General features: G+C 64.4%; 12 protein-coding genes. 10 read left to right on the top strand and 2 right to left on the bottom strand.

Annotated features, from left to right (window positions below; all coding sequences use genetic code 11):
• The 9 genes from FB600_RS37530 to FB600_RS37810 form a co-directional block, all read left to right on the top strand.
• Positions 1 to 192 (top strand): hypothetical protein (locus tag FB600_RS37530; protein WP_208453051.1); only part of this gene is annotated, 192 nt, incomplete at its 5' end.
• Positions 193 to 419: 227 nt separating this feature from the next.
• Positions 420 to 3,410 (top strand): type VI secretion system tip protein TssI/VgrG, encoded by a 2,991-nt coding sequence (gene tssI, locus FB600_RS25470; RefSeq protein ID WP_145757543.1) that lies wholly within the window; start codon positions 420 to 422, stop codon positions 3,408 to 3,410.
• Positions 3,410 to 4,279: an ankyrin repeat domain-containing protein gene (locus FB600_RS25465; protein WP_145757542.1), complete on the top strand. Its 870-nt coding sequence runs from the start codon at positions 3,410 to 3,412 to the stop codon at positions 4,277 to 4,279. The genes tssI and FB600_RS25465 overlap by 1 nt, the downstream gene beginning before the upstream one ends.
• Positions 4,279 to 4,713, top strand: a complete 435-nt coding sequence (locus tag FB600_RS25460; protein ID WP_145757541.1) for a hypothetical protein — start codon at positions 4,279 to 4,281, stop codon at positions 4,711 to 4,713. The genes FB600_RS25465 and FB600_RS25460 overlap by 1 nt, the downstream gene beginning before the upstream one ends.
• 52 nt (positions 4,714 to 4,765) lie before the next feature.
• Positions 4,766 to 5,236, top strand: coding sequence for a DUF1795 domain-containing protein (locus tag FB600_RS25455; protein WP_096748580.1), 471 nt, complete (start codon positions 4,766 to 4,768; stop codon positions 5,234 to 5,236).
• Positions 5,237 to 5,257: 21 nt separating this feature from the next.
• The gene (locus tag FB600_RS25450; protein ID WP_145757540.1) at positions 5,258 to 9,535 is read left to right on the top strand and encodes a DddA-like double-stranded DNA deaminase toxin; all 4,278 of its coding nucleotides are present in this window, start codon (positions 5,258 to 5,260) and stop codon (positions 9,533 to 9,535) included.
• A gap of 1 nt (position 9,536) precedes the next feature.
• The gene (locus tag FB600_RS25445) at positions 9,537 to 9,908 is read left to right on the top strand and encodes an Imm1 family immunity protein (RefSeq protein WP_098181791.1); all 372 of its coding nucleotides are present in this window, start codon (positions 9,537 to 9,539) and stop codon (positions 9,906 to 9,908) included.
• Positions 9,909 to 10,002: 94 nt separating this feature from the next.
• Entirely contained in the window at positions 10,003 to 10,938 is a 936-nt protein-coding gene (locus tag FB600_RS25440; protein WP_145757539.1) for a hypothetical protein, read from the top strand.
• Positions 10,939 to 11,179: 241 nt separating this feature from the next.
• On the top strand, positions 11,180 to 11,437 hold the full coding sequence (locus tag FB600_RS37810; protein WP_227742956.1) for a hypothetical protein: 258 nt from the start codon (positions 11,180 to 11,182) through the stop codon (positions 11,435 to 11,437).
• A gap of 93 nt (positions 11,438 to 11,530) precedes the next feature.
• Here the strand turns inward: FB600_RS37810 and FB600_RS25430 are convergent, their stop codons facing one another.
• Positions 11,531 to 12,532, bottom strand: coding sequence for a YopT-type cysteine protease domain-containing protein (locus FB600_RS25430; protein ID WP_096748584.1), 1,002 nt, complete (start codon positions 12,530 to 12,532; stop codon positions 11,531 to 11,533).
• Between the two features lie 283 nt (positions 12,533 to 12,815).
• Here FB600_RS25430 and FB600_RS25425 point away from each other — a divergent pair, with 283 nt between their 5' ends.
• Positions 12,816 to 13,808 carry an aldo/keto reductase gene (locus FB600_RS25425; protein ID WP_096748585.1) on the top strand — a complete coding sequence of 331 codons (993 nt, stop codon included), beginning with the start codon at positions 12,816 to 12,818 and terminating at the stop codon, positions 13,806 to 13,808.
• A 114-nt stretch (positions 13,809 to 13,922) separates the two neighbouring features.
• Here FB600_RS25425 and FB600_RS25420 read toward each other — a convergent pair whose 3' ends face one another.
• Entirely contained in the window at positions 13,923 to 14,489 is a 567-nt protein-coding gene (locus FB600_RS25420; protein WP_046580788.1) for a TetR/AcrR family transcriptional regulator, read from the bottom strand.
• Positions 14,490 to 14,507: the final 18 nt, after the last annotated feature.

The raw sequence follows: 14,507 nt of genomic DNA, 5'->3' as shown, positions 1-14,507 counted from the left end.
TGCAACAAGGCCGAATACATAGCTGCAACCCATCCTGTCGAAGTCGGAACACCCGAAAACTTGCGCAAAGGGACGCGTTCATACATGGCCTCTTATGGAAAGGCCCCGGCAATCCGGGTTTCATCGAACTTTGTCAACGGCGCTGATACTCCGTTAATAGCGATGTTGCATCGCGGCCTGCCATTACGCTGAAATTATCGACTTTCTCGAAGTAAATCTCATTGATTTCAGGAATATTGAATCGACTGTCATGCGGAAAATCGTACCGAGATAATCCGCTATATCATTGACGTTGAGTCAAAATTTCCGAATCGATTCAACGCCAATTCAACGTTTACCGTTTCTTTCATTTTTCCCCTAAAGTGGTGGGGCCATGGAAAAAATGGCCCTACGGCAAGAACCTGAGAAGAAGGAAAGACATGAGTACGGCGTCGTCAGGCGGCGTCCTGTCCAGCTTTGCGAGCCTGCAGGGAGCACCCGCGGGACTCGGCGGACTGGCGGGTTCGCTTGCCACCACTATCGCTAGCCAGGTCGGTCCGGTGGCCGCGCTTGCCGGTCACGTCGATACCGTGCAGCGCGCCGCGCAATTGGCGCAGACGGGCTTCTCGCTGTTGCAGCGGCCGCCGGCCGCGATTGCCGATTCGATCAATCAGGCAGTCGGCGGCACGGCGAAGCTCACGCAGATGAACCGCTACGTCACGCTCGACACGCCGCTCGGCGAGGACGTGCTGCTGGTGAGCGTGGCGGTGGTCGACGAGCACGTCAACCGGCTGCCCGAGATGCACCTCGATCTGCTTTCGCACCGCAAAGACCTGAAGCCCGCCGACCTGATCGGCCAGCAGGTCCGGCTCAGGTTCGACCCGCAATCCCGGCAATCGCTGCTGGCCGCCGCCACCGCCGTGAGCGGCGACGAGACGCGGTATTTCGACGGCTTCGTGGCGTCGTTCGACCGCGTCGGCAACCCGGGCAGCGTGACCCAGTACCACATGTCGGTGGTGCCGTGGTTCTGGTTCCTGACGCGCTCGACCGATTGCCGGATCTTCCAGGAGCAGACGGCGCAGGCCATCCTGTCGACCGTGTTTGCCGATCACGGCTTCAGCGATTTCGCGTTCGACATCCATTCCGAGCAAAAGCCGCTCGAATACGTGGTGATGTACCAGGAGTCCTATTACAACTTCTGCGCCCGGCTGATGGAGCAGGAAGGGTTGATCTGGACGCACCGCTACGAGAAGGACAAGCACACCCTCGTGATCGGCGATAGCAACGCCATGTTCCGCCCGATCGAGGGGCTGGCCAGCGTGCCCTACGCCGACAGCGCGTCGAGCGAATACAACGGCATCGACCAGCTCAACCAGGGCGGCCATTTCGGCGTCGGCAAGATCGTCTATCGCGACTTCAACCATCAGACGCCGTCGTCGCCGCTGATGATGGTGGAAGTCGAATCGACGCTGAAATACGCGCGGCTCGCCACGACCGAGCGTTTCGAACATCAATCGCTCTACGATCATGCTGCGGACGGCGACCGCTACGCGCTCCAGGCCATCGAGGCTGAGGAGGCGGAGGGACAGCGCTACACGGGCCAGGGCTACGCATGGCGCATGACCACGGCCGGCAGCGTCAGCGTGACGGACCATCCGGTGGCGGCAGACAATCAGGCCTACGTGATCCTGCAGGTGCGCCACGAGGCAGTCAACGACTACACCGCGCACGCGGCCAAGCTGCCGTACCGCAACAGTTTCGTGCTGCTGCCGCAGAAAGTCGCCTACCGCGCGCGGCGCGTCACGCCCAAGCCGCTGATCCAGGGCACGCAATCGGCCATCGTGGTGGGCCCGAAGGGCGAGCAGATCCATACCAACGGCAGCTGCGTGAAGCTGCATTTCCTGTGGGACCGGCGCGGCAAGCTCGATGGCTCCGATTCGATGTGGATCCGGGTGTCGCAGCCGTGGGCCGGCGCCGGCTGGGGCGCGGCCGCGATTCCGCGGATCGGCCAGGAAGTGCTGGTGGCGTTCAATCAGGGCGACCCGGACAACCCGGTGATCGTCGGCCGCGTGTTCAACGGCGAACAGGGCAACCCGTACCACGGCGCGGCTGGCCAGACGATGGGCATCAAGAGCCAGACGCACAAGGGCGAAGGTTCGAACGAACTGCGCTTCTCCGACGTGAACGGCAGCCAGGAAGTGTTCCTGCACGCCCAGAAGGACATGAACACCGTCATCAAGGACGCCGAGACGCATACCGTCGAGGCCGGCCCGCGCACCGTCTCGCTGCTCAAGGGCAGCGAATCCAAACGGATCCTCGAAGGCGGTATGACCGAGACGATCGCGCTGACCCGCGACACCTCGGCCAACGTCATCAATACCAAGGCGATCGCCAGCAAGGCCGGCCCCGGCATGCAGAGCCACCAGGCCAGCGACGGCATCGAGCACCGCGTGGGCGAAAGCGTCGTGACGATGTCGCCCGACAGCATCAAGCTGAGCCACGGCCCGTCGACGATCCTGATCAACGCGAACGGCATCTATCTCGACGGCCCGGTCATCCACCTGAACCAGGGCAGCGTGCAGACGCCCGAGCAGGCGCTGGCGCTGCAGTGGGCCGCCGCGCAGGCCATGATCGCTCAGGGCCTCGCCAGCTCGGACCCGGCCACGCGCGCGGCGGCCTCGAAGCTGGCCCAGTCACTCAAGGCGCAGCAGCTCGCCAAGCTGGCCGATCACGTCTATCACCCGAACGATCCGCCGCCCACCGGCTGGAAGGCGATCGGCAACGATCCCGAGGCGCTCAAGGCCTACGGCCTCAAGCCGAGCGACCTGCAGAAGCCCGGCAGCAACTTCGGCGCGCAGATGTACGCGCCCGACCCGGCCGTGTTCGGTGACACCATGAAGCCGGCCATCGCGTTCAAGGGCACGCAGCAATTGTTCGGCGAGGACATGAGCAACAACCTCGCGCAGGGCCTCGGCGACGATTCGCCGTACTACCGCAATGCCGTCACGATCGGCAAGGACCTTCAGGCTTCGGGCGCAGCGTCGGGCGTCGATTTAACGGGCCACTCGCTCGGCGGCGGGCTGGCCTCGGCGGCCTCGGAAGCCAGCGGTTCGTCTGCCATCACGTTTAACGCGGCGGGCCTCGATCCGGGCACGGTCGCGCAATACGGCGGCACCGCGCAGGCGAGCAACATCACCGCCTACCGCGTCGACGGCGATATCCTGACGGGCATGCAGGAAGGCCGCCTCGGCCCGATCAGCGATGGCACGGCCGCGCTGATGCCGAAGGCGGTCGGCACGCCGGTGACGCTCGACGGCACCAGCGTGACCACCGTCGGACGCCATTTGATGGGCGAAGTGTCGAACGGCCTGGGCCAACAGGTTTCCAAGGACGAGCTGAATCTCGCCTCCCATCTGAACTCATCGAACTGATGCGATACAAGAATGCAATTGCCGCCGGCACCGTCGCCGCGCTGATCGGCGCGGCGCTGCCGCTCGGCTGGCCCACTCAAGCGCAAGGGATCACCATGACTGGCTTCAAACGCTATGCGCCGGAAGAATTCTTTTCGGGGCAGCAGCTTACGCTGGCCCAGGCCATTCACGACGGCAACCTCGGCAGCGTGCAGCAGCTCGCGCCGAAGACGGATCTGAACATGCCCGGCGCGAAGCACACCACGCTGCTGTCATATGCCGTGCAGGAAATCGTGCCGGTCAAGAACGACGCGTCCAGCCCGCGCTACCAGATCATCTCGGTGCTGCTGAAGAACGGCGCCGATCCGAAGGCGAGCCTCGGCCCCGACGGCAGCTCGGTCGCCGAGCTCTCGCTGCGCGCCGATACGCCGAACCTGCTGCGCGTGCTGCTGGACGGCGGCCTGGATCCGAACTGGCTCTACAACGGCGACACGCCGATGCTGTTCGAGGTGGCCGAGAACAAGCTGCTGCCGCAACTGAAGGTGCTGATCGAACACAAGGCGAACGTCAACGCGCGCGATTCGCTCGGCAAGACGGCGCTGTTCCAGGCGACGATGATCCAGCAGTGGGACACCGTCGATTACCTGCTTGCGCACGGCGCCGATCCGAAAGTCGCCAGTGAACTGGGTGTGTCGTACGGCTGGGTACTGCAGAACGAACTGAAGAATCACGCCACACCCGATTCGCCGGCCGCCGCGCGCATCGAGCAGATCCGCCGCAAGATCGTCGCTGCCGGCGCGCCGTGGCCGCCGCTCGATCCGAAGGCCCAGCGCGCGGCCATGCGCGCGCGGGGCGAGAAGGTCGTGACGCCGGCCGGTCAGGCGGACTGATGGCCGATCTGATCGAGGCTTTGCCGGCAATCGGCCGGCGCACGGTGCTGGGCGCGTCGGCGGTGGGCTACGTGCTGTCGCTGCTGCTGCCGGCGATGTACTTCGAGAAGGCGCCGCCGCTGAGCGGCCTGGCGCTGCTCGGGCAGGGCTGGTTCGGCTTGCTGACGCTCAATCCGTCGTGGCTGGCCAATCCGCTCTACCTGTACGCGGTCGTGCAGTTCGCGCGGCGCCGCGACGGCCGAGCCGCGGCGTTCGGCGGCGCCGCGCTGGCGTGCGCGCTGTGTTCGTTCTTCACGAGGAACTGGTATTTCAACGAGGCTAACGCGACACCGATCGCCGGCCTCGGGATCGGTTTTTATGTGTGGCTGCTGGCGCTGGCGGCGTTGCTGCTGGGCAGCCTGCGCCTGCGCCGGAGCGCCGCCGCGACGCACTGACTCGCGCGTGGGCCTTCGCCTCATTCGATTTTTTTTGACACGGGCAGTTTGCATGACGGATTCCGACAGCCGTATCCGCATCCACGAAGGCAGCATCACGCTGCCGGCGGGTTTCGAGGATCGGACTACCAATCTCTTCGTGCCGGCCGACCTGGCCGCGCAGCCGAACCTCAGCATCGCGCGTGACTGGCTGAAGGACGGCGAAGCGCTGGACGCCTACGTCGATCGTCAGAGCGGGTTGCTCAAATCGCGGCTGCAGGGTTATCGCCTGATCGCGCGCGCGGCCGAGCGGCTCGGCGCGGAAGACGGCGGCATCGCCGGCGAACGGATCGACACCGCCTACCGCAACGGCGCGAAAACCGTGTTCCAGCGGCAAGCGGCGTTTGTCGTCGCGCCGGGGCGCGTGCTGATCTTCACGGCGTCGAGCGCGAGGAGCTTCGGCGACACCTACAACGCACTCTGGCGCGACTGGCTCGACAGCTATCGGCCGGATGCGCCGGAACCGGCACCGAACCAAGCCTGACCCGCGTAAAGGAGACGTATCGTGTACGAAGCGGCCCGCGTCACGGATCCGATCGAGCACACCAGCGCGCTGGCCGGCTTCCTGGTGGGCGCCGTGCTCGGTATCGCCCTGATTGCTGCCGTGGCGTTCGCCACGTTCACCTGCGGCTTCGGCGTGGCACTGCTGGCCGGCATGGCGGCCGGCATCGGCGCGCAGGTGCTGTTGTCGTTAGGGGAATCGATCGGGAAGATGTTCAGTTCGCAATCCGGCGCGATCACGCTCGGCTCGCCGAACGTCTACGTGAACGGCAAGCAGGCCGCCTACGCCACGCTCAGCAGCGTGACGTGCAGCAAGCACAACCCGACGCCGCTCGTCGCGCAGGGCTCCACCAACATCTTCATCAACGGCAAGCCGGCCGCGCGCAAGGACGACAAGATCACCTGCGGCGCGGCCATCTCGGACGGCTCGCACGACACCTACTTCCACGGAGGCATCCAGACCTGCCTGCCGATCGACGACGAAGTGCCGCCGTGGCTGCGCACCGCCACCGACTGGGCGTTCGCGCTGGCCGGGCTGGTGGGCGGGCTCGGCGGCCTACTCAAGGAAGCGGGCGGGCTGTCGCACGCGGTGATGCCGTGCGCGGCGAAGTTCATCGGCGGCTACGTGCTCGGCGAGGCGGCGAGCCGCTACGTGATCGGCCCGGCCATCAACAGCGCGATCGGCGGGATGTTCGGCAACCCGGTAGACGTCACCACTGGGCGCAAGATCCTCCCTGCCGAATCGGAAACCGATTACGTCGTGCCCAGCCCGATGCCGGTGGCGATCCGGCGCTTCTATTCGAGCGACCTCGATTACGTCGGCACGCTTGGGCGCGGCTGGGTGCTGCCGTGGGAGCTGCGCCTGAACGCGCGTGACGGTCGGCTCTGGTACACCGACGCGCAGGGGCGCGAGAGCGGCTTCCCGATCCTGAAACCGGGCCAGGCCGCGTTCAGCGAGGCCGATCAGCGCTATCTGACCTGCACGCCGGATGGCCGCTACATCCTCCACGACGTCGGCGAAACCTATTACGACTTCGGCCGCTACGAGCCGGGCTCGGGCCGCATCGGCTGGGTGCGCCGGATCGAGGATCAGGCCGGCCAGTGGTGCCAGTTCGAGCGCGACAGCCGTGGCCGCGTGCGTGAAATCCAGACCTGCGGCGGCTTGCTGGCCGTGCTCGATTACGAGCCGGAGCACGAGCGGCTCGCCGAGGTGTCGCTCGTCAGCGGCGATCAGCGCCGCCTCGTCGTGGCCTACGGCTACGACGAAAACGGCCAGATGGCCTCCGTGACCGACGCGAACGGCGCGGTGGTGCGCCGCTTCACCTATGCCGACGGGCGCATGACGAGCCATTCGAACGCGCTCGGTTTCACGTCGGGCTATACGTGGAAGGTCATCGACGGCACGCCGCGAGTGGTCGCCACCCACACCAGCGAGGGCGAGGCCTGGGCGTTCGAGTACGACATCGAAGGCCGCCGCACCCATGTGCGGCATGCCGACGGCCGCCACGCGCAATGGCGCTACGACGCGCAATTCCAGATCGTCGAGTACCTCGATTTCGACGGCCGTCGCTACGGGCTCAAGTACAACGCTGCCGGCATGCCCGTGATGCTGACGCTGCCCGGCGAACGAACCGTGATGTTCGAGTACGACGACGCCGGCCGCATCGTCGCCGAAACCGATCCCCTCGGCCGCACCACGAAAACGCGCTACGACGGCAACAGCATGCGGCCCGTCGAGATCATCTTGCCCGACGGCAGCGCCTGGCACGCCGAATACGACCGGCAGGGCCGGCTGCTCGTCACCCGTGATCCGCTCGACCGGGAGAATCGCTACGAATATCCGGAGGCACTGAGCGCGCTCCCGGTGGCGCATGTCGATGCGCTGGGCGGGCGCAAGACGTTCGAGTGGAACCGGCTCGGCGAGCTGGTGGCCTACACCGATTGCTCGGGCAAGACCACGCGCAATTTTTTCGATGCATTCGGCCTGCCGCTCGCGCGCGAGAACGCGCTCGGGCACCGCGTGTCGTTCGACCTGCGCCCGACCGGCGAGACGCGCCGCGTCACCTATCCCGACGGCAGTTCCGAAAGCTACGAATACGACGCCGCCGGGCTGATGATCCGGCACATCGGGCTGGGCGGCCGGATGCAGACGTTGCAGCGCAATGCGCGCGGGCAACTCGTCGAGGCGGTCGATCCGGCCGGGCGGCGAACCCGCTACCACTACGACGCCGAAGGGCGGCTGCGCGAGCTGCAACAGGCCCACGCGCGCTACGCATTCGCGTACAGCGCAGGCGGGCGGCTTGTCAGCGAAACGCGGCCCGACGGCGTGCTGCGCCGCTTCGAATACGGCGAGGCCGGCGATCTGGCGGCGCTCGAGATCGTCGGAACGGCCGATGATTGCGCTCCAAACGATCGCCCGGTTCGCGCGATCCGCTTCGAGCGCGACCGGATGGGTAACCTGTGCGTGCAGCACACGCCTACCGAGGTGACGCGCTACGAGCGCGACGCCGGCGGCCGCCTGCTCGAAGTCGCGAGCGTGCCGACCGCGGCCGGACTGGCGCTCGGCATCGCGCCCGACACGCTGACCTTCGAATACGACAAGGCCGGGCGGCTGAGCGCCGAACACGGCGCGAACGGCAGCGTCCAGTACACGCTCGACGCGCTCGACAACGTGTTGAAGCTCGCCTTGCCGCACGAACAGACGCTGCAGATGCTGCGCTACGGCTCGGGGCACGTGCACCAGATTCGCCACGGCGACCAGGTCGTCAGCGATTTCGAGCGCGACGACCTGCATCGCGAGTTGACGCGCACGCAGGGCCCCCTGACCGAGCGGACCGCCTACGACCTGCTGGGCCGCAAGATCTGGCAATCAGCCGGCTTCCAGCCCGACGCGCTTGCGCGTGGGCAGGGCCAGCTGTGGCGCAACTACGGCTACGACGCCGCCGGGGAACTGGTCGAGAGCCACGACAGCCTGCGCGGCAGCACGCAGTTCAGCTACGATCCGGCCGGCTATCTGACGCAGCGCGTGAACACCGCCGACCGGCAGCTCGAATCGTTCGCCTGGGACGCCGCCGGCAACCTGCTCGACGATGCGCAACGCAGCAGCCGCGGCTATGTCGAGGGCAACCGGCTGCGCATGTGGCAGAACCTGCGCTTCGACTACGACGCGTTCGGCAATCTCGCGACCAAGCTGCGCGGCGCGAATCAGCGCCAGCAGTTCACGTACGATGGGCAGGATCGGCTCGTGGCCGTGCGCACGCAGGGCGCGCGCGGCGTGGTGGAGACGCGTTTCGCCTACGATCCGCTCGGGCGGCGCATCGCCAAGACCGATAGGACACTCGACGTGCGCGGCGTAACGCTGCGCGAGGAAACGAAGCGGTTCGTATGGGAAGGGCTGCGGCTCGCGCAGGAGGTGCGCGACACCGGCGTGAGCAGCTACGTGTACAGCCCGGATGCGCCTTACATGCCCGCGGCGCGGGTCGATGCGGTGAAAGCCGAAGCGCTCGCAAACGCCGCGATCGACAAGGCCAGACAGGCGACGCGGATCTATCACTTTCATACCGATGTGTCGGGCGCACCGCAAGAAGCGACGAACGAGGCCGGCGACATTGTTTGGGCCGGCCAATACTCAGCCTGGGGCAAGGTGGCGCCGAACCAGCATGCCCCAGCCCGGATCGATCAGCCGCTCCGCTACGCCGGACAATATGCCGATGACAGTACCGAGCTGCACTACAACACGTTTCGTTTCTACGATCCGGATGTCGGCCGGTTTATCAATCAGGATCCAATCGGGTTGATGGGGGGGCTGAATCTTTACCAATATGCACCCAACTCAATCGCGTGGACCGACTGGTGGGGGCTGGCCGGCAGCTATACGCTCGGTTCCTATCAAATTTCTGCTCCTCAACTTCCCGCCTACAATGGGCAGACTGTTGGGACCTTCTACTATGTAAACGACGCGGGCGGGCTCGAATCGAGGACATTCTCTTCTGGAGGGCCGACCCCTTATCCAAATTATGCCAATGCCGGGCACGTGGAAGGCCAGTCCGCACTGTTCATGAGGGATAACGGAATTTCAGACGGACTGGTTTTCCACAACAACCCTGAGGGTACTTGCGGATTCTGCGTCAATATGACCGAAACGCTTTTGCCTGAAAATTCCAAACTTACCGTCGTTCCGCCCGAGGGCTCGATTCCGGTCAAGCGGGGCGCGACGGGCGAAACGAGAACATTTACAGGGAACAGCAAGTCTCCGAAGTCCCCTGTCAAAGGAGGATGTTGATATGTACGCAGACGATTTCGATGGCGAAAATGACGTTGCAAGTCTTGACGAGCTGATCGAGTTTCTCGATAGAAAGCCGGCATTCAATGCCAACAACTTCACACTGACGTTCGAGGACGATGGTTTTCCTCAGCTTAATATTTTTGTGAAAGACGAGATTGCCGTCGTGTATTACATGGATGCGGGCGAAAATTTTGTTTCACAAGGAAAATCCCAGGAAGATGCAGTCGAGACATTCTATGAAAACAAGCTCGGCGGTGAAGTTAAGCTGGCAAAGAGCTGTGTTGTTTCTAGGGGCGAAGCAGTCGAAGCAGCAAAGCAGTTCTTTTCCACAAAAAAGCGACCCAACGTGTTGTCGTGGGATGAACTTTGAAATAATCGAACTCGATCTCCACTCCTGTTTTTCATAAATGAGGCAGCAGAATTTCGAGGTATTTCAAACGGCACGGAGGTTGTACGACATCGGCTTGAAGATCGGCAACAAAACGCTGCCGATCTTCGATTTCGCGAAAAGGATGAACCACGAAAATCGCACCGTATTGATAGTGGAGTGCGTAACGTCGCTTGCCGAAAGCAGTATTGGAAACTATGCGTTCGACGTATCGTACAGCGACCGTCATCGGATCGAAATCGGTGCGGCCGGCAGCATCGGCTTCGACGACAACGGTTTGCAGGTCACCATTCCCCCTGAAATCCTCGGCTCGGGCGAATGGGAACTGAACGTCATCGCGTTCCTGCAAACGCCTGCGATCGGCAAGCAGGCCGGGTTGGACGAGGGGCGGCAACGACTGGTCAAGACCTCCGAGTTGTTGATCGTCTACGTGGTTTTCTGCAAGGTGCCCGATTCAAAGGTTCGGCCCGCATCGAATCACTACCTGTTCGACAGCTACGGGAATCTTGGTTTTGTGGCCGTCGACGTGCCGCGCTTCAACGCGTTCGTGCGCGACGCGCTCGGCGCGGGCCGCCACAACATCGTCGACGCGTTCACCACGACGGAGCTGGCCGGCGATCTATTCGACCGTGGGCTGATGGTGCTGTGCTGGGGCATCACGCCCTGGCTGTACATGATCACTTCCCATGGCGCGGACGAGCCGGTCATGTTCTTCCCCGAGAACACGGCGCCGGCTTGCCGCGGCGCGTATTTCCTTGACGGCGAAATCGAGCGGGTGTCCGTCATTCCGGGGAACGCGCTGACCGACTGGGATACGGAATCGCAGAGCGAATGGCCCAGTTTGGCTGTTGAAGGGGAGGGCGATGTGGCTCAGCTCGACCTGTATATCGCGAAGACGGTGGATTCCGAGACTGGCGTTTTCGTCCCTGTGCCTTATTTCAATTTGGTTAGATCAGGCGGGGAGAAGCGATCGCAGCCGATTTTGAGTTTCGATATTTTGGCCGGGGATTGAGGGGGCCTTCGACGTGCCGCCGTCACGGATGGGGCGACTACCAGGGGATCCGAGGCAGCTTTCTTTTTATGATCGTCGCATCCTCGGGCCATGGAAGGCTTGCCGGAGGAGATCCTGAGCCGCCCGGGCGCGGCCTAACGGAGGGCGCTCGAGCTGTGGATGGCAGTGTTCCAAGAGAGTCAGGCGCGGGTGGCCGAGGCGCCGGTTCTCGCGAGCCCTCGCCTGCGACTGGGACGGGCTGGTGAGCGCGCTCGACGCCGCGGCCGGCACGCTCATGTCAACAGAAGCGGACGCACTCTGGGAGCGGTTGCAGGCAATGAAGCAATCGCGTCGCGGGGCCGGCCATGCATGCCTGGCGACGAAGACGTGGCCTCCGGATGTCGGTCGGTTTGTCAGTCAGGATCCGATCGGGTTGTACGGTGGGGAGAATTTATACGGCTACGGCCGCAACGCCCAACTGACCTGCCCGGTGATTTTTGGACCATTCGCTCTTCCGTGAACCGGCTCTTCTTCATGACTTCCTTTCTCCGTTGGAAGCCATTCTCCCAAGTTTCAACTGGTCCGAAAATCACCGGGCAGGTCACGCCGACGCTCACGGAATCGAATAGGCCGAGGCGTGTGTAAACCTCTCGCCGATGACGTTGTAGCGAGCCTGCATCGCGTCGAAGAAATACTCCTCGTCGCGGCGCGATACCTTGAACTCGCCCATGTTGGAGTCGAACACGGTGAGCCGCTGGTCGCGCTCGTTGCGCGCCGGTCGGTGGACCGTGATGGCATGGCCCGTGCCGAAGCCGATGAGGCCGACGACATAGTCTCCCGGTGCGCGAGTCAGGGCATGCATCGATTCGCCGTTGAACAAGTCCGTCGCGCGGCTGACCTGGACGCCTTGTTGGCGGAAGATCTCCGTGATCGCCATGTCGGTCCTCACCGAGGGATCGTGCGATACCGACTGGATGCTCTGCTGATAGCTGACGTAGTTGTTTTGCACGCTCTGTGCCCTGCCCAGGGCCGCCGGGGAGCGCAGCGCGGCCAGGCTGTCGGCGTTCTGCCCGGCGGCGCCTGATCGACGATTGGCGAGCCACTCCATGCTCAGCCCGTAGCACACACCCTCGCCGATCTCCTGTCCTACCGAGTCCGCCACCTGGCCCATGTTGTAGCGATTACCGAGGAAGGGTAGCAAGGCCTCGCGGGTGCGTTGCTGGGCCAGTTCCCTGCCGACGTGCTGGATATTCGACAGGTCCGGCCGCTGAGCCTGTTGCGGCGGAGTCGTATCGTGGGCGGGATCGGACAAGCAGCACAGGCGGCTGATCCAGGAGCGCGACCGGACAGCCGGCGCGGTCTGTGACTGCGGCGGGTAATGATTGATGCCGGTTTGGGAATGATGAGCGGGAGGCGCGTGTCGCGGAGGTCTCGAGGACGTGCTGCTGCGCTGCGAGCGCATGGACGGTGGCAGGGCACCATAGGGGTTCGGCCGCGCGGATGGCTCACCCGAGACCGACGGCGACGCATGCTGCGTGGCGGATTGCGGATCGTGCGACGGATGGCTGGTATAGGGGTTGTAGACCGGATTCGACTTGGGGAAATGAGAAGACATGAGTCGTGTTCGTGAAAGTCAAAAGTCATTCTGATATGGCGGCTCCTACTCTAGAGACTCGGCGCAGGCTTGGCGGCGATGCAGGCGAAGAAGTAGGGCAATTGGCGAACACGTTCCATCGCGCCGCGATCCGGGATCGAACCGCCACGCCTCGCGCAAGACGCCGGCATCACTCGTGCCGTTGAGCGCAACTCATGAGTCGGCGTGTCAGAATCGCGGACGAAAGCCGGCGCGGTCATCCCGACCCTGTCTCCATCCGTCGTTCATTCCTATCGGAGTTGTCATGCAGGTTTCTCATCGCCGTTTCGGCCGTACCGGCTGGGACGTTTCGGAAGTGGGTTTCGGTGCCTGGGCGATCGGCGGCGCATGGGGCGACGTCTCCGACGCGGATGCGCGCCAGGCGCTGCACGCGGCGCTCGACGCCGGGGTCGATTTCATCGATACGGCCGACGTCTATGGCGACGGCCGCTCGGAGCGGATCATTCGCGAGGTGCTCAAGGAGCGCGGGGGCCAGCGCCCGATCGTGGCGACCAAGGCGGGGCGCCGGCTCAATCCGCATGTGCTGGAGGGCTATACGAAGGCCAACCTCGAAGCCTTCATCGATCGCAGCCGCGAGAATCTCGGCGTCGATACGCTCGATCTGCTGCAACTGCATTGCCCGCCGACGGACGCCTATTTCCGCCCTGAACTGTTCGAGGCGCTCGACGAACTCGTCGCGGCCGGCAAGCTGCGCCATTACGGCGTGTCGGTCGAGCGCGTCGAGGAGGCATTGAAGGCGATCGAGTATCCGAACCTGGTGTCGGTCCAGCTCATCTACAACCTGTTCCGGCAGCGGCCGGCGCAGTTGCTGTTCCGCGAGGCGATCGCGCGCGATGTCGCGATGATCGTGCGCGTGCCGCTGGCCAGCGGCATGCTGACCGGCAAACTCACGGCGCAGTCGAGCTTCGCGGCCGACGATCACCGCAATTTCAACCGTCACGGCGAAGCCTTCGACGTGGGCGAAACCTTCTCCGGCGTGCCTTACGACGTCGCCCTGGAAGCCGTCGAGGCGCTGCGCCCCCATGTGCCGCAAGGCGCGACGATGGCGCAGTTCGCCCTGCGCTGGATCCTGATGGAGCGGGCCGTGTCGGTCGTCATCCCCGGGGCGAAGAACGCTGCGCAGGCGAAGGGCAATGCCGAGGCGAGCGCGCTGGCCCCGCTGCCCGAGGACACCATGGAACAGGCGCGGCGGATCTACGATCAGTGGATCGCGCCGCACGTCCATCATCGCTGGTGATCGGAGCCGCCGCTGCCGGCACGCGAGGCGCGCAGGCAGCGGCGCCGGTTGCCTGCGATCCGTCGCGGCTTGGGTTGCCTCTGCAAATCCATCCGAGCGGCCAAGCCCGATCGATCAGGCCGTTTCCGGAATCACCATCCGCACCACCAGGTCGATATACGCGTCGTCGATCTCGGCATAGGGCATCAGCAAGCGATAGTAGAAGGCACCAAACAGCAGGTCGATCATGACCGCCTCTTCCTGCGGCGACATACCCGCCATCTTCAAGGCATTGCGTCCTTCCTCGCGTCGCGGCCCGATCCATTTCTCCCAGAATTCGCGCGCCAGCTCCGGGTCCGACTGCGCCGCGCCGATCAGGTGACGCAGCAGCTCGCGGCGTGAGGGATCGAGCGCGCGCGCGAAATCGCGAAGCACGTTGCGGAAGGTTTCGCGCGGCGTCGAGCCCCGGGGGTAGACGATATGGGGCTGGATGTCCGCGAGGAAGGCATCCATGATCACCGCGGCGGCATTGGGCCAGCGCCGGTAGATGGTCGTCTTGGCCACGCCGGAGGCTGTCGCGATCCCGTCGATCGTGACGCGGCTCGGGCCCAGTTCGCGCGCCAGCTGCAGCGCCGCCGCCTGCACCGAAGCCGTTGTCGCGTTGCTCCTGGCACGCCCCGCGCGTCCTTTTTCCATCGTCATCCTGTCGATTCTCCTGTT

The organism is Burkholderia sp. SJZ089 (assembly GCF_007828315.1).
GTDB lineage: Bacteria > Pseudomonadota > Gammaproteobacteria > Burkholderiales > Burkholderiaceae > Burkholderia > Burkholderia gladioli.
The sequence above is the reverse complement of the archived record's forward strand: the minus strand, read 5'-3'. Positions and strand labels throughout refer to the sequence as shown.